The organism is Cohnella sp. GCM10027633 (assembly GCF_042675445.1).
Lineage (GTDB): Bacteria > Bacillota > Bacilli > Paenibacillales > Paenibacillaceae > Cohnella.
Genome location: NZ_JBHTGV010000005.1, coordinates 243852 through 260850, shown reverse-complemented (window position 1 = coordinate 260850; position 16999 = coordinate 243852). Strand labels below are relative to the sequence as shown.

The window sequence follows — 16999 nt, the reverse complement described above, 5'->3', positions numbered from 1 at the left end:
CGTTAGGAGATCAACATCCACACCCCGGATGTACTCGGAGTCTCTCCTTTGGTCCACCATTTCGCTTGGTACGTGCGACCGGCATATACGACTTTGTCGCCGCCGGAATACGCTTTACTAACGCTCCAGGTCTGAACGGCGGACGAAGCGGAAGCCTTCCAGACGTCGGAGCTATCCGGCTGGTCGCCCTTCGTCCACCAACCCGCCGTATACGCGATGCCGTTATAGACGACCTTGTCTCCGGCCAAGTAAATCTTCGACGCATCCCATGCGGCGCCCGTGCCCGGCGTCGGCGGAACCGTCTCCGACTGCGTCGTTACCGCCAGCACGGCGCTCGCCGCGGAACGGTTGCCGGCCGCGTCCAGCGCGGACACGGTATACGAGTAAACGGTAGCCGCCGTCAACCCGCTGTCCGAATACGTTCTCGAAGCCGTCGTGCCGATCAGCTTGCCATTGCGATATACCTCGTATTTCGTCACGCCCACATTGTCGGTAGCGGCAGCCCAGCTTAGCGTAACCGCCGACTTCGTCACGTTGCTCGAGGCGATTCCCGAAGGCCGCGAAGGCGCCTCTACGTCTTGCTCGGGCTTAACCGCCGGCAGCGTGCTTGCCGATACCGGCGCGCTGGAGGCCGAACGATTGCCCGCGTTATCTACCGCGACGACCGTATACGAATAAGCCGTATCGGCCGGCAGGCCGCCGTCGGTATACTGGGTCTGCGCCGTCGTGCCGACGAGCTTGCCGTTGCGGCTGACTTCGTATTGCTTAATGCCCGCCGATGCGGTCGAAGCCGACCACGACATCGTGATGCTGTTCTCCGTATGGGCGGAACACAACAGGTTAGCCGGGACGTTCGGCAGCACCGTCGGATTCGTCGGGCCGTCGCCTTGCGTCAGATTGACGTCGATCGCCTGATAGAAGGCGTTAGCCGTATCGCCGATCTCCCACACGCCGAGAATAATATGATAGCCGGTCCGGTCCGTCGGCACCATGCATTGATGGGTCACCGTCATCGCGGGCTGCTTGTTGCCGCCGTCTATCGTACAGAACGGCTTCGACTCCAGCTGGTCGCGGGTTAACGGCTTATTCGGATCCCAGCCGGATTTCGTGATGTAATACTTCCACTCTTTCGTCACGTGGTTAGCCGAGAACTTCCATTTGAAAGAACTCAGTCCGCCCTTCATGTCGACCTTCTTCCAACGGTTGGACGTTTGGGCATCCAGCTCGGAGTAGTGGCCCCCTCCCGCGATTTGTCCGTCCGCCGGACCCTCTGCCGGGAAGTTGCCTTTGCCTTCCACGCTTTGCGGCTCGTACTGAATTTGACCGCAATCCTTGTTCAGTCCTTGTTGGCACAGCAGCGTCCGGCTAGCCGGCGATTCGATGTAGCCGTGCGCCGATGCTTGGCCCGCGAAGGCTAGCATGCACGCCAGTCCCAATGCCATGAATCCAATTGCGATCGCCAGCTTCAACGTGCTCGAGCTTAACGTCATTTTTCCCCGCTTCAGTGCTTGCGTTACGACCATGTCGGCTCACCTCGTATCGTGTCATGTTGTTTCGTTTCCAATGTTAACCATACGGCGAGTGGGCGAACAGTTTCCGGAGACCCAATGGACCATGCGCGGCCGAGCGGCTTCCGTTATGCATGCATCCCCCCCGCCTGATCGTGATGTTAGACCCATGTTTATCCACTGTTTCGACTAATACGGTCCATAATTTATAGAATTAAGCAAATTAAATCCGCTCTTAGCCCCGTACGAAAATAAGCTGTTATCATCTGTTGGCGCGAGCAGCGTACGCGACCGGGAGACCATCGCTTGCTTGCACGGTTGTCCGCTCTGAATCGAACGGCACATCCGCGCATGCCGGAAGCATTAGCAAAAAAGCGAAAAGACCGAACGCGACGGCGTCCGGTCTTCCTTCGTATCGTAAATATTAAACGTCCGTATTCATCAAGTTCAACCCGTAGTGCGCGGCTACCGCGAAGAGAACGGTCCAGAAGGCCAGGCTGATCGTCATCCAGATCAGGACGTTCTTCCTCGGGGCTTTGAAGATCATGGCGAAGGCTGCCGCGATTTCCGTTCCGATCAGCAGCGGGCCGATGATCGCAAGGCCGGGAAGTCCGTATTTCACGAAGATGCCATGGGCGCGCCTGCTCTTCTTGCCGTCTTGCGATTGCGCCGGCTTCTTCTTGTTCCTCCATGCCTGCCACCGGTCGAAGAGGAATACGACCAGCAATACGATGAGCCAGTTGCCTAGGAATGCAAGAACCGTGGATAATACCGGGTCCAACTCAAGAGCGATGGCAATGACGACGACCGCCGCGGACTCCACCCAAGGCACCGCCGACAATAAAAACACCGCAAGATACGACCAATCCTTCAAATACTCTTCAATCATCCATTCTCCCCCTCGTCATCCTTAGCTTCGATCCCATTTCCGCAGTTCGTACCCGTACAGAAGCTGCTGTATGCCGCCCAGAACGGCAAGTCCGGCGATCGCGGCGGCCGTCCCGTCTGGCACGAGCATGATTAATAAGATTAATAAGGGAATCGCCGCATAATAGAGCATGTAGACTCGCCGGGTAACGCGGTAGTTCATCCACTTCTGCCCTTCGTCCTCTTCCCTGAATTCCGGCGGTACGAGGGTGAGAAACCGAATGCGGCGTTGCGGGTGGCGACGGTTATGAACGACGCAGAGCGCGACCCATACCGCGCACAATCCGACAGAACCGATCGTCATCGCGTACAACAGCCACTCCGGAACCGTCTGACTATAATGAGCCATTAGCATCGCCGCGCCTAGAAGGAAGAATAATCCCGCGCTCAGCAATGGCGAACGGAGTATGCGTTCCAGCTTCATTCCGTCGTCCTCCCTTCGGGTTCCTCGTGCGGCTCCAACCGGAAAATCTCGTCGACGCCCACGTCGAATACGCTGGCCATTCTCAATGCGAGCAATATGGAAGGCGAATAATCGCCCTTCTCGATCAGCCCGACCGTCTGACGGGTGATGCCCATTCGCTTGGCCAGGTCCTCTTGCGTCCAATCGTAACGGGCGCGAAGTTCTTTGACGCGGTTCTTCAATGGCTCACCGCCCACCTGTATGCTAATGATATATAACAAAATGTAAACGATCATTGTCATAATGTCAATGAAGGATTGCGCATAATCGCGAAAAAGCCGGCAATCCCCTTGGAGGATCGCCGGCTCGCAAGCAAGCACGCGTTAGTTCCGGTAATAAGTCAGTACCCAGGTTACTCCGTTACGATCGGCGACGACGGCCAGCAGTCCGTTGAACGCGGCTTCGTTAATGTCCGTCTTCACCGTCCCGCCTGCCGAGAATGCTCCGGTAGTATTGGATCTCGTCCGTGCAATGGTCCACCACGATATACGGTTGCGCGATCATCGTTACGACCTCCTTAGAATCTTGCGATCATACTTGGAGCGAGCGCGCTCATCCCGGCATCTCCTCCTGCTCGCTGAGGTTGTTCAACACGACCTTCAGCAGCCTTAGCAGCTCTTGACGCGGCCTAGCGCTAGAACGTTCGCTTATTAAATCCGCCGCAAAAAGGGTAAACAGGGAATACGGCACTCATCCATAAGGAGGGACGGCGCATGGACTTCCTGTTGATCTCATTCATCATCGTTCTGGCGGTCTTCGGGATTGCCGTCGTTCTGATGCGGGCGAAGGGATTACCCCGCGAGGTCGCCCGCGCGCCTCGAACCCGCCGTTCGAGCGAGGGACGATTCAGGCTGCACGAATTGCCGATGAAGGACGTGCTCTTGCGGGACGCCGGAGACGTCTTCTCCGAAGTCGTCATCGACGCCGGTTCGCCCTACCTCGGATCGATAGCGGACGATATCGTTCCCGTTAACGCCGATTTGAACTTACTGTATGTCGGAAGGGGAACTAGGCGTCTGCGCAGGAGCAGATACGTCACTCCGCTCGAAGCAGGGGATGCGCTCTGCTTCTATGGCAGAAGAGACGAGCTGAACGCCCTCTTCTTCCGCGAGATCGCCCTGACGCAGGAAAGCGAGGAGCGCGCATGAATCTATCTCCCGACGACGACAAGCCGATTCGCGAAGCGCTGTTCCAATTCATCTTCCCGTTCTCCCTTGCCCGTCATGCGCAGAATAAGCTCATCCCGCAGTTAACCGCAGCGGGCTTCGAGCCCTTCCGCCTAGATCATCTGGAACTGGAGAACCGCTACTACGGGGACCATTTCGTATCGCACCATCGAATGGAGCGCTATTACTTGCCCTTCACGGGGCAAGTACTGTTCCCCGCGGCCGGACATCCCGACGCGTTCCGTCGCCTGTCCAAATCCTTGGACGGCATGAATGCGGATCTCGTGGTCGCGAACGGAAGCTATCCGTTCACCGTTCACTCCGCCGACGTCGTCCTGTGCCCCTACGATACCGGATTCGTCACGCTTCGCGTCGAGCTGAAGCCGCACGGACTCACGCTCACCGATGCCATCGAATTCGCCGACCGCATGCGCGCAATGGAGAACATTTCCACTGCCGACCACTGCGCCTCCATCCGCTATCTGGGTCAACGGTACGAAGAGACCGAAGATTTGCTGTTCCGCGTCATCGTGCCCGAGCTGCTCCCCTGTCTGGACCGAATGCCGATGGAAGGCACCTACTTCGAGAAGCTGCCGTTCCTGATGGACGAGCGAATGTTCGTCATCGGCTTCTACGCGGTCCCGGAGAACGCCGAGATCGGGCTGGAGGATCGCTACCGCGTCGCCCGTCTGGACGGACTCGGACAAGACGGACTTCCTCATCTCGACGCCAACCATCGTCCGTATATCGAGGAATACTGCCGCCGCTACGGTTACGATCGCTGGGCTCCCGACACGTATTACATCACGGACGAAGATTGCTTCTGCTGCCTCACTCGTCTGGACGCGCAACGCTCAAGCCGCTTGGCCAGCCTCATGTACGGAGAGCATTATTACGGCTTGCTGCTCAATCTGTTCCATCGCATCGTGCTGCTTAAGCTGTCCTATGCCTACTCCCGCGTGCAGATCGAGCGCAAGCCGGACGAGACGGAAGCGCTCATCGGCGACATTACGTCTTTCTCGGCGAAATATTACTTCCTCGAAGCGGTAGCCCAGACGAACGGGCGCGAGCTATTCTACCGGCTGCGGAGCGCGTACGGCAACGACGAGCTGTTCGAAGACGTCAAGCAGACGTTGACCGACCTGTACAAGTATCAAGACGACCGTACGTCCAAACGATCGAGCCACCTTCTGACGATCTTGACGATCTACTCCGTCATCAGCGGCATCTACGGCATGAATCAAGTCATCGAGGATCTCGAAGCCCCGGTACGATGGCAAGCGATGGACGGCTATTCGGCGTTCCAATGGATCGCGCTCGGCGTCGTGTTGTCCGGCCTTGTCGTCAGCGCCGCGCTAGCGGCGGGCATTCTATGGCGAACCGTCGCCGATTACGCGCGAAGGAAATAATAATACGAAGAGCGAGGGCACGTAACGCCCCTCGCTCGATATTGGCTGACTATACCCGGCTCATTCCGCTTGCCTCCGACGCTTGTTCGCTTCGGTTCGATCCGACGAGGATTTTCCGAATGCTCTCGCCCGTCAGATGATACTTGCTCTCAAGATCCACGACCGTCCATCCGTCCGAATATAACCGGCGAATCTCGGCGTTCCGCTCCGCCAGCTGCTTCCTCGCGCCGCTAAGCTCGCCCCAACGGGCGCGTTGCTCGGATAGCTTCGGGATGTAGATCAGTTCGCCGTTCACGTACTTCTGAAGCTCTTGCAGCAAGCTAGGAGGGAGCAGGTCCCTCCCGTTCTTGTATATCAAATGTTACGACCTCCTCGAGCAGGTTGATGCGCGTTTGATTTAGTGCCGCCATCGCAATCGCTTGATTCATGTGTCGTTGCCTCCTCTCGAGTAATCGAATAGAACACGAACTTGGCGTCCGTGCCTGCCCGGCTTGCCGCCGGCAATTGCTGTATATTCACGCTAACCGAAGGTACAAAGGAGGCCTTGCGGCCTCCCCCTTCTATAAGTGATCTCCGATTAAACGGAGATCACCTCAGGATGGTAGATCAATTCGATCAGCTCCTTTCCATCGAATTCGTCGGGCCCGACAAGTTCATTGTACTTCAGGCGCGAGGGAGAGGGAAAGTGATAGAACGGCTATAATTAAACTTTACGAAGAAGAGGCGAAGCGCAGCCATGAAGCCGATCTATCCGTTCGAACCCGTCAGCAGCGAGTCGATTCCGACGGGATCCGATTGGAGATACGAGATTAAGTGGGACGGAACCCGCATTCTGACCTACTATGACGGGAGCAGTACCAAGCTCTATAACCGCAAGCACAACGAGCGCACCTACCATTACCCGGAGCTGCTGGACACCCCCTCCTACTGCGACGCGTCTTCCGTCATCCTCGACGGCGAAGTCATCGCATTGGCCGAGGACGGCATGCCTTCCTTCCATGAAGTGATGCGGCGCGACCTTCTCAAGAAGCTCGACCGCGTTCAGGAGATGGAGCGAGTCGTACCGATCAGCTACATGGTGTTCGATATTCTGTATCTGAACGGCGAGTGGGTCACGCAGCGCCCCTTGTCCGACAGGCTGATGCTGTTGCGCGATACTTTGAGACCGAACCGGCACGTTCAACCGGCGGCCGCGCACGATAACGGCAATCAACTATTCGAGCTGATGCGCCAGAGAAACATGGAAGGCATCGTATGCAAGGATCTTCGCAGCGCGTACCTGATCAACGGCAAGGACGACCGGTGGAGAAAGGTGAAGAACTACGGGGATATCGTCGCGGTCATCGGGGGCTATACGTTAAGCGGGGGATTCGTGAATGCCGTGCTCCTCGGGCAATACGACCAGGAAGGAAAGCTGCGGTACATCGGCCATACCGGTACGGGCAAGCTGACGCGAGCCGAGTGGAGGCAGTTGACGGACGTACTCGCTCCCCAGACGTCGCATGGCTCTCCATTCGCTAACCGGCCCGAGCGGCACAAGGACGCGTTCTGGGTAACGCCCCGGCTCACCGCGAGAATCCAGTACAGCGAATGGAGATGGCAAGAAGGCCGCTCTCTTCGGCAGCCTTCGCTCCAATCTTTCGTGGACGTGCCGATCGAGCAGTGCAAGCTTCCTTGGGTGCGTTAGCCCGGCCGCCTCGCGGTTTATCGTGCTTGTTATACCTCTTTACCGCACGAAAAACAGCACCGTACCATAATGATTCATGAACCGCTTATAATCCGTTTGCTCTCTCAGTACGATAATCGACGGATAGGCGTTGACCTTACGGCACTTCAACGAAGCGAATAGCTCCCTCTGTTCCGTGCAATAAAACTTGCCCTGCTCATACTGAACGATTAACGGCGCGTTAGCGGTTACGTCCATTGCGTCTACTTCGACGGGAAGTTGATCGATACCGCTCGTTTGGATGAGACGCAAGGGCAACTTAACGACTCCGAAGTAAAGATATTCGATTCCGGCTTCTAGCGAACCGGGCGAGGCTGGCCGGGTGAACCGAAGGTAACATTGCATCCACTCTTCCAATATTCCGTCGTTGGCATAAGCGGCAGCAGAATCGATCGTGATCGCGTAAGTGGCATGACCGTTATTTTTCTTCGAGTAGAGGATCTTCTTAATGGAGTCCAACGACAGGAAGTACTCGTCGGCAAGTTCCGATATCGTAAGCCCGTGGGCGTACTTGTTGCGGATCATGCGATTGCGCTTCTGCAACTGATCCCGGTACCCGGAGGCTTCGCCCCAGCCCCGTTTATCCTCCCGGGAAGGAACGTAGAGGAGCTTCCCTGCAGCGTATTTCTGGAGTTCCTTCAATAGATCGGCAGGAATCACGTCGCCGGCATTCTCGTATTTCATGCGATCACCGCCTATAGGGCGTAGATTCGGTCCTTCAACTCGCTCATGGACTTCATAATGGAAGCGCAGGACTCCTCGTCGTCAATCGATGCATGCCAACGCAGACCGAATAGCCCGCTCCAATATGCCATGCATAAGTATCTTTCTTTGAAATCCGGAACGACGATGCCCCGTTTCTCGCAATACTGGACGAACAATTCCGGGATGCGCAAGTACGGCTTGTTCAAGTCCATAATCGCGATGTCATGCAAGAAGTCTCCGATACCGGCGAACGTCCAATCCGGAAACCCGACCGTCGTCTTGCCGTCCGTGATCATATTGACGAAGAACGTGAAATTATTGACCAAATAACGCCGTCCTTCGCAATACTTAATTCGATCTTCTATCTCCATGTAATACCGGTCGAAGAAATCCCGATGCAGGAGCGTCGTATCGAACATTTCCCGCCAGTTGTACCAGTAACCTTCCTTATCGTCCGCGAAGTCTTCGGTTAGATACTCGCTATAGGTTGCATATCCCGTTCGGCACTCCTCATTGAAGCCCCCGTAACCTTCGATCCCCGATATGTCCGATGCATGAATTTCGAGTATCTTATCGAATATAAGCTCGTGGCATTCCCAGAACTGCTCCGGCGTCAATTGATCGGCCACGAATCCGTTCGGCGTCATATCGACCTTGCCGGACAATATCGATCGAAGAATGATATCCCTGCTCATTGCGTCATCTCCTCTTATGCTTGTAGGCAGCATCAGGCGCGCTTCTGATGTGAATCCATCATACTGCCGTAGAGGATCGTGGAATAGGCAATGAATCGCTTAATAATAACTTTGCATATAGGGTCACCACACGCTCGCATAAGCATAATTCCGCACCGAGCCATGCCACCGATACCACGGCGAACCGCCTTCTTGCTGCGCGTAGAACAGCGCGATCTCCGCATCCGGATCGATGACGACGTAGCAGCCGCGGGCGCCATCCCAACCGAACTCGCCTTGCCGACTAAGCGCATTGTTGTCCTCAGGATCGACCAAGGTGCGCACGCCGAGTCCGTAGCTGTAGCCGCTCTTGCTCACGCCGCCGAATCGGGCGAAGTCCTGCTGCGCCTCGCCGTACAGTCGCCGCTTGCGCATATCGTTCACCGTCTCCGGCCGCAAGATGCGCTCCCCGTTCGGCGCCAGCCCGTAATGGCACAGCGCTTCGGCGAACAGAATGTAGTCCGGAACGGTCGAATACAGTCCGCCTCCGCCGCTCTCGTACGCCCGCCCGGGCTTCAGGTTGAACGACTCCCCGATGCTCTCCGCCTTATGCGTCTTGCCGTCGAACCGATTGTATAGCTTCGCGAACCGCGCCTCGTCCTTCAAATCGAACGATGTATCCTTCATCCCGATAGGATCGAAAATACGATCCCGCATATACGCGCCCAGCGTCTTGCCCGATATGACCTCGATCACCGCGCCCAGCGCGTCGTGACAGACCGTGTAGCGGAAGCGCGTTCCCGGCTCGAACAGCAGCGGCTCCTTCGCCAGCTCCCGAACGACGTCGAGCGTCCGGCCCTCGCCGCCCGACGCCGCGATGGCTCGCCGCACCTCCGGCGTGTCGTAATGCGCGATGCCGGCCGTCATGCTGAGCAGATGCTCGATCGTAATCGGAGCGGTCGCCGGCTTAAGCTCCTCCGTGCCGTCCGGTAACGGATGCCGCACGGTCATATGCTCGAATTCCGGAATATACGCATACAGCGGATCGTCAAGTCTCGCCCGCCCCGACTCGACCAGTTGCAGCATCGCCGTGCAAGTAACGACCTTCGTTGCGGAGTACAGTCGGAATAACGTATCCGTTCCGAACGCGATCCGATTGTCTACGTCCGCATAGCCGGTATAGTGCTCGTATACCGGTTCATGCTTGCGGTACATCGCCAACCCTAGACCGGGTATATTCTTCTCCTCGTAGAACCGGTCCAGGTAAGCCGTCAGTTTATCGAAATTCATCGTTTTTCTCCTCCTGTAGCCCAACGCTTCGTCTACCTCCTATCATAGAAGCTGAGCCGCGAATTGGAATGAGGCAAAGCGATACTAAGCAGGGCGAAATTGGCGGAACGATTCGAGCGGGCAATGAAAAAGGCGCCCCGCTAGGCGCCTCGACACGTTATTCGGCTTGTTCGGCATAACTCTTGAAGTTGTTCATGATCGCTTGCCAGCCCGCTTGTTGGAACTCCACGGGGTGGGTGCTCTCGGCGTCGAAGGTCTCGACGACTTCCGTCGAGTCCCCTTGGGCCGCGAAAGTAATCTCTACTCTCCGCCCGTCTCCCATCGTGTAGGAGATCGCCTCGTGCTCGTTCACCACGTCGTATACGCCGCCGAAATCGAAGCCCATGCTGCCGTCCTTCGCTTCCATTCTCGTCGTGAAAGTACCGCCGACCCGCAGGTCGTTCTCGGCCCTCGGCGAATGCCAGTCCTCCGACGCGCGATTCCACTGCGTGATATGACCCGGCTCGGTCCAATATTGCCATACTTTATTTACGGGAGCTTGGATGACGGCCTGCACGGTTACTTTGATCGGGTTAGTCGTTTCCATTGAATGAACACCTCTTAGGTTTGGTTTTGTGGTTCCTCACCTATATAGACGTAACTCGAATGCGATATTCATCGTTGTAATCGTTCGGGTAGGCCTAATCGCGCGAATAATTTGGCGGAGATGAAATTCTGGACGTGGAGAATGCGATCACCCTTCGCCTCGATCACGTGAATGCCCCAAGGGACCAAGACGGATGCCTCGCCGCTCGGCATGTATTGTGCCAGGGCTGGATACCCGCCGTTGACCGTTACCGGCACGAACTTAGAGCCGATGCAATGCGAGCGTGTAAGCGCGAAGAACGCGGACAGGTCGTCTTGGCCGCGTACCCACATCGGGAACGGCGGCATGGACATGCAGCCTTCCTCATGGAATAGCGCGACGAGCGCGTTGATATCGAATCGTTCGAACGCCTCCATATAACGCGAGAGAAGCTCGGCGTCGGGCTGAGCCTCCATCCTGCTGATCTCGTCCGACCGAAGCTGCGTCCGGGCAAGCGTCTCCCTCGCCCTCTGCAAGGCGCTGTTCGCCGCCGCGGGCGACATGCCCAGCGTCTCCCCGATCTGCTTGGCCGACCATTCGAATACGTCCTTCAGGATGAGAACGGCGCGTTGGCGCGGAGGCAACGTCTGCAACAGCGCGATGAAGCACAGCTGCAGGTTATCCTTGCGCACGAGAATATCCTCCGGGCTGTCTCCGAAATCCGGAGAAGGCCAGATCCAGGCGGAGTCGGGCAACGTCTCGCTCGGAGTGACGATGGACGCCGCCGGGTCTGACAGATCGACGGGAAGCACCCGGCGCTTCGCTTGCCGCAGCTTGTCCAAGCAGATGTTCGAAGCGATCCGGTAGACCCAAGTCTTGATAGAGGAATCCTGCCGGAACGTGCTCCAGCTCTGCCACGCCCGAATCAAGGTTTCCTGGACGGCATCGTCCGCGTCGTCGATCGATCCGAGCATTCGGTAACAGAACGACGTTAATCCCGGCTTATAAGTCTCGAAGGACTGACTGTCGAATGCGGTCTCGTTCATCTTAGCCTCCCGTTGGCGAGCGATGTAGGGTCTAACGCGAGATGAAGCAGCGGGAACGGCCTTCCCGAGCCATCCAATTCCGATCTTCCGGTCTTCACGAAACCTAATCTGCGGTAGAAGGCGAACGCGCCTTCGTTCTGCTCGTTGACGTCAACGGTCAGTTCGTTGCCCTTAAGCACCCGCGCGCGCGCGATTAACCGGCTGCCGATTCCCGTTCCGTGATACCGCGGGTCTACGAACAGCATCTCGATCTTGTTCCCGTCGAGTCCGATGAATCCCTTCGGCTCGGCCTCGGCATTCCTCTCCAACCAGATCTCGACTTCCTTCAGCGCTCCATTCTTCACGATGCCATGATAATACGCGATATCGTCATCCGAAAGGAACGCATGCGTATGACGTACCGCGCGGTACCAAATATCGACCAAACCGTCGTGGTCCTTCTCCTCATAGGGAACGATCGCGTTCAACATGAATACCCCCGTCTATCCTAACGCTTCTTCCGATACGGACGTGTATTTCTCGACGAGGCGCCGAATCTCTTGCTTCGCATCGCCTTGGAATAGACCTCCATGATAACAGACGAGCCGCTCGATGTCATAGCCGAGCAATCGCCTAACGGAGCGCACGGCCTCGCCGATGTCCAGCGTGAACCGAGGATTGGCGATATTCAGCTTGCCGTCTTCAATGACGACGGCGTCCCCCGCGATCAACGCGCGGGTCGCGGGCAAGTACAACGAGATATGCCCCGGCATATGCCCGGGCGTATGAACGACCTCGATGCCGCCGCACCAAGGGAGGATCTCCCCGTCGGCCACCGTTCGATCGACGGGAGCCGGCTCTATCGATCGCAAGTAACGAATGAATTGTTCCGCGTGCGGCTTGGCTTCTTCGGGCAACGCGGGCAGCGTCGATTCCGCCTGCTCCAGCCGCAGCGACTTGGCCTTCCCTTCGATATACGGCGCTTCCGTCTCGTATGCGATAATCTGTATATGAGGGTACGCCCGCTTCAGCGCGGCAAGCGAACCGATATGGTCCATATCGTGATGCGTCACGAGAAGTCTCGTAATCGAATTCAGCGCGACATCGTATTTGCCTGCCGCTTCTTCCAGATAGGGGATGAAATCGGGATATCCGCAATCGATCAGAATGCGTTCTTCCCCCTCTTGGAGAAGGACGGGCGCAATCGTCTGTTGTTGTCCGTTGTGCGCGAACGTGATGTCCAGCAATCGATCAATCACCTTGAAGATTACCTCCTCTTACCTTATAACTATTGAGCCGCCGGGGAATGAAGCCCTCGGCGGCTCAAGCGTAGCTTCATATCGCGACTTCCCCGATATCGTGTTGGCCGACGATGAGCGTTACCGGCTCGAGATACACGCGCGTAATCGCCGGCTGCGTAATGAGATCGATCTCGATGTCCACGACTTTGTAACGGGCGATCTTGCCTTCTCTTCTGTCATAGACGACATTGAATTCCCTCAAGCCCAATTCGTGAATGAGGACGGTGGAACCGATGGACAGGGCGGCCGTCTCGTACTCCCCGTGCTCGAATAACGATTCCGCGATAATCTCTTCATCCATATCTACGATCTTCACTTGCTGGCAGAACTGAACCTGCATGCCTAGATGACTCCCTTCCGCAATGTCTTCCGCACTACTCCTCTCTATTATCGGAAGATTCATGCCCGAACGGAAGGGAGGGGACCGACAAATTTTGTAATTATGAGACGTAAATGAACCGAATGGCGTTCTTCTCGAGCCTCTCCACCATCGACGAGGTCACCCGATGCCCCGCCTTCAAGAGCAACATGCCCTGCTTCGTATAAATATCCTGCGCCACCGTCTTGCCGACGATGAACTCCGTTACGACTACCCTCTGCACTCCCGTTCACCCTCCAACTCCGCGAATATAAGAATTATCATGAATACTAATCTAGAACGTCGCGGTAAAATGGGGGTAAATTGGCCGAAAGTTTTTTCAATCGCGCAGCTGCCGGAATGTCGAAAAAGGACTGTGCCAGCCTGCCGGCAGGCAAGCTATCACAGTCCTCTAACTCGTTAATTGTCAGCGTGCAGCGCGTTCCGGAGGAACCAGACCCGTCGCCGCGTCGAGGATCATGTCCAGCTCCGCATAGATGCGCTGGACGGTCAAGGGATCGGGCTTCCGCAAGCCTTTGACTTCGAACAGATCGAAGCCTCTGATGGCGATCGAGATCGTATTGTCATTCATGCAGACGGACATGAACCGGCGGGGGAACAGCTTGCGCAACGCAAGGAACGAATCGGTACAGCGCTCCGTCAGGAGAAGCTTCGCCGCCTCCGGTTCCGTGCTTCTGATCTTGAAGGCGCGCCGGAATTCCGGACTGCGGACGGTCAGACGTCGTCCCTTCGCGCGAATGCACCGTCGGGCCGGGCTCCAGCGGGTGTGGAAGATCGTCGTTCCCACGGATAACGGCTCGTTCCATTCGATCCGAAGAACACTCCCTTTGAACTTCCAGCCCATGAAGTCGATAAGGCCGAACAAGAACCAATCCATCCAGCTATAGCTAGTGTACCACCAGGAGTTTTCTCCGTGCCTCCGCAGGCTAACTTCCTCATACCTGATCGTCCTGTCCGCTAGTTCTACCGTAAGCGCGTCCTCGCCGTTGACGATGCCGCCCTTATAGCGGTCGAACATCGGAATCGTTGCGATCTCTCTATCATTCAATTCGCCGGTCGCTTCGTAAGAGAATCGAAACTTGGCTTCGGATCGTTTAGGCAGCTTCGCCGCGAGCTCCGGCACGAGCAGCTGCTTGCAGACGCGGCTGTATCTTCTGCTTACGAATCGGTGAGCGCTCGTCAGAAGCCACGCCCCTAGGCCAACGAAGAGCAAGCCGATCACCGCTACGACAATGTTCGCGAACAAGTCCTTTTCAGGAACGGCCACCCCCTCAAGGAACCATGCCCCGATCCCGGCAACCAACAAGCCCGGCAACCAAAGAACCGCGCGAAGTACCTGGTATTTCCACCGCTTCCTCTCGACTTCATCCCACTCCCGACTGCTCGTCAGTTGTTGAGCGAGAGCCTCTATGTCGGACACGCCGCTTCCCCCTGTTCACGATAGATGCTTCTATTGGATTATTTTAGCATCTTGCGTGTAGGACGACTATCCCATGAATCGAGAAAATTCCCTATGAAACTACGTTAAGCGACAAAAGGGAGGTCTGAATAATAAGCGGCGCGCTGCGGCGATAAGCTTCTTCATTCCGGACTACCTAGCGCGATGTTTATTTCGTTAGCGTGCCATCCGGTCTCCGACACTTGGAATACCCTATCCACATTCGTATCTCCGATTCCCTCTCTCCATACGGAGAGTAGACGATACGTTCCTGGCTTAAGGCGGGCTTCGAACTCTCCTAGGTCGTTCGCGGTCTCAACGATGAAGGATACGGGGATTTTGTCGCCTGCCTCATTATGTGTCTGAATGATGCGTAAATGGCCATTTCTAATAACCGCGCCCTGTTCATCCGTCAACTTGCCGAAGACATTAGCGCCCGTCAAACGCACGATATACGGTTGCGAAGAATCGCGTCCGATCGTTGGGACTCCGCCAGTTACTTCGAAGGGAACGTTCAAAGCTTCCGAATCCCCGCTCGCGCAATCGTATCGAACGAAAGAATATTCGCCGTCTGGCAGAGACGTTGCCAACTCGCCGTCTACCGTTCTTAGCGTATACGAATCATTCCCGTCAGAACCTTTGCGTTGCAGAGCCAGAAGGCCATCCTCTCTAGTCCCGTCGTGCCGAACAATAGTCAGATGCACGTTCGGTTCAGGAACGGTAATCCGCAGTCCGTCTATCCCTACAAGCTTGTTATTCGCTATTTCGAACGGGATATCGAGCAATTGTTCAACGAACCCATGCGCGCCCTTAATAGCGAAGACATTGTACTTGCCGGCCCACAGCATACGCGAGAACTCTCCTTGGCTATTCGCCGGAATGAACCATTGCTCGCGAGTCTTCGTATTCTCTACTCCGACTTGCACATTCGGATATGCGGCGCCGTTCGCCTTCAGCAGCTTGCCATTCAAGCTGTTGTATTGCACCAAGAACGACTTCTGCTCTTGGCCTTCGCCTAATACGAACTTCTGCCCGATATCCGCCACTTCGCCGTTATTACCGTAGAATCGGGCAGCCGTAATATCGGTACCTACAGGAAGAGAAGCCTGGAAGTTTCCGCCTTGAGTCGACACAAGAGCTTGACCGCCCTCCCATGCCAGACTTACTTGTCCCTCTTGCCGGACCTGTCCATCTGCGTACACGAGAGTCCCGATAAAGTTATGCACTCGTAAATCGATTCGCGTATTACCTCCGGTTACTTGAACCATGCTTTTAATCAGAAACATATCCGAATCAACGACGAGGCTGCGAACGCTGTCTACCTCGTACGATCCATCTCGCGCGGGAAGCGAGAAGCTTCCGTTGTCTACGCGCGCGTAATGTTCGGCAGGCTCGCCCATCCCGACATATCGCAGCTTCAATACATACGGTCCTGACAGTAAGTTGCCATCCAATCCGTAAACCGATCCCTCGATCGTCCCCGCGGGAATGCGAATCGACCATTCGGCCGAACCGTTAGCTACCGTTACCGGTTGCCGAAGAAATGTCATTTCGCCTCCATCGTTAGGATGGAATCCATAGATCAGATACTCCCCGTCGTCCAATGCCAATTCGAAACGTCCTCGTTCGTCTACCGCTGCATTAGCCAGGAAATTCATATCGTCTATCTTCGTGATTTCTAATACGCCGTTTCCATATGGCACCTCGCCCCGCGTCACTGTACCCGTGACATTGAGGAGAGGCTTGCCCGAGACAGACTTGCCGTTTACCGTTGCCGTCAATCCGGGCGCAATGTTCAGCGCGGTTATTTTCCCTTGTAAAGACACGCCTTGTGATAAGATGGCCGCGGTATCCACGACGCTGTTCTTCTCGGCAATGAAGGTAGCCGGGGATTCAACCGCTAGGGATTTAATATTCCCGCGAAGCGTCGTCGTCCCATTCCCGCTCGAAAGGGTGGAATTTACGCGTACATTCTCGTAACCGCCGCGGGTCAGATCTCTCTCTTCGAGAATGACGCTCGTCGCGACCTGCGTGCTAGCAATCACGGTCGAACCGGAAGCGACGATTCTCGTCTTGCCGGACTGCTTCTGCACGATCATCTCGCCTAATTTGCTGTTATGTATGTATACGCCGTACAACCCGCCGCCTTCGACGATCGTTTTCCCTTTGACGGTTACTCCGTTAAGGATGACTTTGCCTTCGCCGACTTTCTTATCGATGATAAGATTTCCCTGCACGACGACGTTGCGCAGCTTCACGTTGCCCGACTTAATGCGAACGTTAGAGGCGAGATTAGCCACGCTATACTTCGGCCCCCAGATCCCCGCATAATAAACCCGCTCCGGCAAGCTTGCCGCGCGGGATTCTCCCGAACCGATCGCAACCATCGAGATTGCCCATACCAGCATGGAGAGTAAGACCAT

The 16999-nt window shown here is 56.1% G+C and carries 19 protein-coding genes; 3 read left to right on the top strand and 16 right to left on the bottom strand.

Annotated elements, in window-relative coordinates; all coding sequences use genetic code 11:
• Positions 1 to 2 precede the first annotated feature (2 nt).
• From ACFQZG_RS14730 to ACFQZG_RS14715, 4 genes are all read right to left on the bottom strand, one after another.
• Positions 3 to 1523, bottom strand: coding sequence for a lytic polysaccharide monooxygenase (locus ACFQZG_RS14730; protein ID WP_378153748.1), 1521 nt, complete (start codon positions 1521 to 1523; stop codon positions 3 to 5).
• Positions 1524 to 1932: 409 nt separating this feature from the next.
• Entirely contained in the window at positions 1933 to 2397 is a 465-nt protein-coding gene (locus tag ACFQZG_RS14725; protein WP_378153746.1) for a small multi-drug export protein, read from the bottom strand.
• A 21-nt stretch (positions 2398 to 2418) separates the two neighbouring features.
• Entirely contained in the window at positions 2419 to 2859 is a 441-nt protein-coding gene (locus ACFQZG_RS14720; protein WP_378153744.1) for a hypothetical protein, read from the bottom strand.
• Positions 2856 to 3080 carry a helix-turn-helix transcriptional regulator gene (locus tag ACFQZG_RS14715; RefSeq protein WP_378153742.1) on the bottom strand — a complete coding sequence of 75 codons (225 nt, stop codon included), beginning with the start codon at positions 3078 to 3080 and terminating at the stop codon, positions 2856 to 2858. The genes ACFQZG_RS14720 and ACFQZG_RS14715 overlap by 4 nt, the downstream gene beginning before the upstream one ends.
• A 531-nt stretch (positions 3081 to 3611) precedes the next feature.
• On the opposite strand from ACFQZG_RS14715, the gene ACFQZG_RS14710 reads away from it, so the two are divergent.
• Both ACFQZG_RS14710 and ACFQZG_RS14705 read left to right on the top strand, forming a co-directional pair.
• Positions 3612 to 4046 carry a hypothetical protein gene (locus ACFQZG_RS14710; RefSeq protein ID WP_378153741.1) on the top strand — a complete coding sequence of 145 codons (435 nt, stop codon included), beginning with the start codon at positions 3612 to 3614 and terminating at the stop codon, positions 4044 to 4046.
• The gene (locus ACFQZG_RS14705) at positions 4043 to 5473 is read left to right on the top strand and encodes a magnesium transporter CorA family protein (RefSeq protein ID WP_378153739.1); all 1431 of its coding nucleotides are present in this window, start codon (positions 4043 to 4045) and stop codon (positions 5471 to 5473) included. The genes ACFQZG_RS14710 and ACFQZG_RS14705 overlap by 4 nt, the downstream gene beginning before the upstream one ends.
• Positions 5474 to 5522: 49 nt before the next feature.
• On the opposite strand, the gene ACFQZG_RS14700 is transcribed toward ACFQZG_RS14705, so the two are convergent.
• Positions 5523 to 5831: a CD3324 family protein gene (locus tag ACFQZG_RS14700; protein WP_378153737.1), complete on the bottom strand. Its 309-nt coding sequence runs from the start codon at positions 5829 to 5831 to the stop codon at positions 5523 to 5525.
• A gap of 378 nt (positions 5832 to 6209) precedes the next feature.
• On the opposite strand from ACFQZG_RS14700, the gene ACFQZG_RS14695 reads away from it, so the two are divergent.
• The gene (locus ACFQZG_RS14695; protein ID WP_378153735.1) at positions 6210 to 7160 is read left to right on the top strand and encodes an ATP-dependent DNA ligase; all 951 of its coding nucleotides are present in this window, start codon (positions 6210 to 6212) and stop codon (positions 7158 to 7160) included.
• Between the two features lie 39 nt (positions 7161 to 7199).
• On the opposite strand, the gene ACFQZG_RS14690 is transcribed toward ACFQZG_RS14695, so the two are convergent.
• The 11 genes from ACFQZG_RS14690 to ACFQZG_RS14640 all read right to left on the bottom strand — a co-directional run bounded on the left by ACFQZG_RS14690 (position 7200) and on the right by ACFQZG_RS14640 (position 16984).
• A complete protein-coding gene (locus ACFQZG_RS14690) occupies positions 7200 to 7883 on the bottom strand; it encodes a CD3324 family protein (RefSeq protein ID WP_378153733.1) in 684 nt (227 codons plus the stop codon).
• 11 nt (positions 7884 to 7894) lie between these two features.
• The gene (locus ACFQZG_RS14685; protein WP_378153731.1) at positions 7895 to 8599 is read right to left on the bottom strand and encodes an aminoglycoside phosphotransferase family protein; all 705 of its coding nucleotides are present in this window, start codon (positions 8597 to 8599) and stop codon (positions 7895 to 7897) included.
• Positions 8600 to 8722: 123 nt separating this feature from the next.
• The gene (locus tag ACFQZG_RS14680; RefSeq protein WP_378153729.1) at positions 8723 to 9868 is read right to left on the bottom strand and encodes a serine hydrolase domain-containing protein; all 1146 of its coding nucleotides are present in this window, start codon (positions 9866 to 9868) and stop codon (positions 8723 to 8725) included.
• A gap of 157 nt (positions 9869 to 10025) precedes the next feature.
• Positions 10026 to 10454 carry an SRPBCC family protein gene (locus tag ACFQZG_RS14675; protein ID WP_378153727.1) on the bottom strand — a complete coding sequence of 143 codons (429 nt, stop codon included), beginning with the start codon at positions 10452 to 10454 and terminating at the stop codon, positions 10026 to 10028.
• Positions 10455 to 10522: 68 nt separating this feature from the next.
• A complete protein-coding gene (locus ACFQZG_RS14670) occupies positions 10523 to 11479 on the bottom strand; it encodes a sigma-70 family RNA polymerase sigma factor (protein ID WP_378153725.1) in 957 nt (318 codons plus the stop codon).
• Positions 11476 to 11949, bottom strand: coding sequence for an acetyltransferase (locus ACFQZG_RS14665; protein ID WP_378153723.1), 474 nt, complete (start codon positions 11947 to 11949; stop codon positions 11476 to 11478). Before ACFQZG_RS14665 ends, ACFQZG_RS14670 begins: the two co-directional genes overlap by 4 nt.
• Positions 11950 to 11961: 12 nt before the next feature.
• The gene (locus ACFQZG_RS14660; RefSeq protein ID WP_378153721.1) at positions 11962 to 12717 is read right to left on the bottom strand and encodes an MBL fold metallo-hydrolase; all 756 of its coding nucleotides are present in this window, start codon (positions 12715 to 12717) and stop codon (positions 11962 to 11964) included.
• A gap of 76 nt (positions 12718 to 12793) precedes the next feature.
• Entirely contained in the window at positions 12794 to 13099 is a 306-nt protein-coding gene (locus tag ACFQZG_RS14655) for a hypothetical protein (protein WP_378153719.1), read from the bottom strand.
• A gap of 100 nt (positions 13100 to 13199) precedes the next feature.
• Positions 13200 to 13361, bottom strand: coding sequence for a hypothetical protein (locus ACFQZG_RS14650; RefSeq protein ID WP_378153717.1), 162 nt, complete (start codon positions 13359 to 13361; stop codon positions 13200 to 13202).
• A 183-nt stretch (positions 13362 to 13544) separates the two neighbouring features.
• Positions 13545 to 14558 (bottom strand): DUF3137 domain-containing protein, encoded by a 1014-nt coding sequence (locus ACFQZG_RS14645; RefSeq protein ID WP_378153715.1) that lies wholly within the window; start codon positions 14556 to 14558, stop codon positions 13545 to 13547.
• Positions 14559 to 14719: 161 nt separating this feature from the next.
• A complete protein-coding gene (locus tag ACFQZG_RS14640) occupies positions 14720 to 16984 on the bottom strand; it encodes a hypothetical protein (protein WP_378153713.1) in 2265 nt (754 codons plus the stop codon).
• Positions 16985 to 16999: the final 15 nt, after the last annotated feature.

What these genes read in the sequence shown, in the direction of transcription:
- ACFQZG_RS14710 (WP_378153741.1), top strand. Translation starts at nt 3,612, where the DNA reads ATGGACTTCCTGTTGATCTCATTCATCATCGTTCTGGCGGTCTTCGGG.
- ACFQZG_RS14665 (WP_378153723.1), bottom strand. Translation starts at nt 11,949, where the DNA reads ATGTTGAACGCGATCGTTCCCTATGAGGAGAAGGACCACGACGGTTTG.
- ACFQZG_RS14675 (WP_378153727.1), bottom strand. Translation starts at nt 10,454, where the DNA reads ATGGAAACGACTAACCCGATCAAAGTAACCGTGCAGGCCGTCATCCAA.
- ACFQZG_RS14695 (WP_378153735.1), top strand. Translation starts at nt 6,210, where the DNA reads ATGAAGCCGATCTATCCGTTCGAACCCGTCAGCAGCGAGTCGATTCCG.
- ACFQZG_RS14655 (WP_378153719.1), bottom strand. Translation starts at nt 13,099, where the DNA reads ATGCAGGTTCAGTTCTGCCAGCAAGTGAAGATCGTAGATATGGATGAA.
- ACFQZG_RS14670 (WP_378153725.1), bottom strand. Translation starts at nt 11,479, where the DNA reads ATGAACGAGACCGCATTCGACAGTCAGTCCTTCGAGACTTATAAGCCG.
- ACFQZG_RS14730 (WP_378153748.1), bottom strand. Translation starts at nt 1,523, where the DNA reads ATGGTCGTAACGCAAGCACTGAAGCGGGGAAAAATGACGTTAAGCTCG.
- ACFQZG_RS14725 (WP_378153746.1), bottom strand. Translation starts at nt 2,397, where the DNA reads ATGATTGAAGAGTATTTGAAGGATTGGTCGTATCTTGCGGTGTTTTTA.
- ACFQZG_RS14680 (WP_378153729.1), bottom strand. Translation starts at nt 9,868, where the DNA reads ATGAATTTCGATAAACTGACGGCTTACCTGGACCGGTTCTACGAGGAG.
- ACFQZG_RS14640 (WP_378153713.1), bottom strand. Translation starts at nt 16,984, where the DNA reads ATGCTGGTATGGGCAATCTCGATGGTTGCGATCGGTTCGGGAGAATCC.
- ACFQZG_RS14685 (WP_378153731.1), bottom strand. Translation starts at nt 8,599, where the DNA reads ATGAGCAGGGATATCATTCTTCGATCGATATTGTCCGGCAAGGTCGAT.
- ACFQZG_RS14720 (WP_378153744.1), bottom strand. Translation starts at nt 2,859, where the DNA reads ATGAAGCTGGAACGCATACTCCGTTCGCCATTGCTGAGCGCGGGATTA.
- ACFQZG_RS14705 (WP_378153739.1), top strand. Translation starts at nt 4,043, where the DNA reads ATGAATCTATCTCCCGACGACGACAAGCCGATTCGCGAAGCGCTGTTC.
- ACFQZG_RS14690 (WP_378153733.1), bottom strand. Translation starts at nt 7,883, where the DNA reads ATGAAATACGAGAATGCCGGCGACGTGATTCCTGCCGATCTATTGAAG.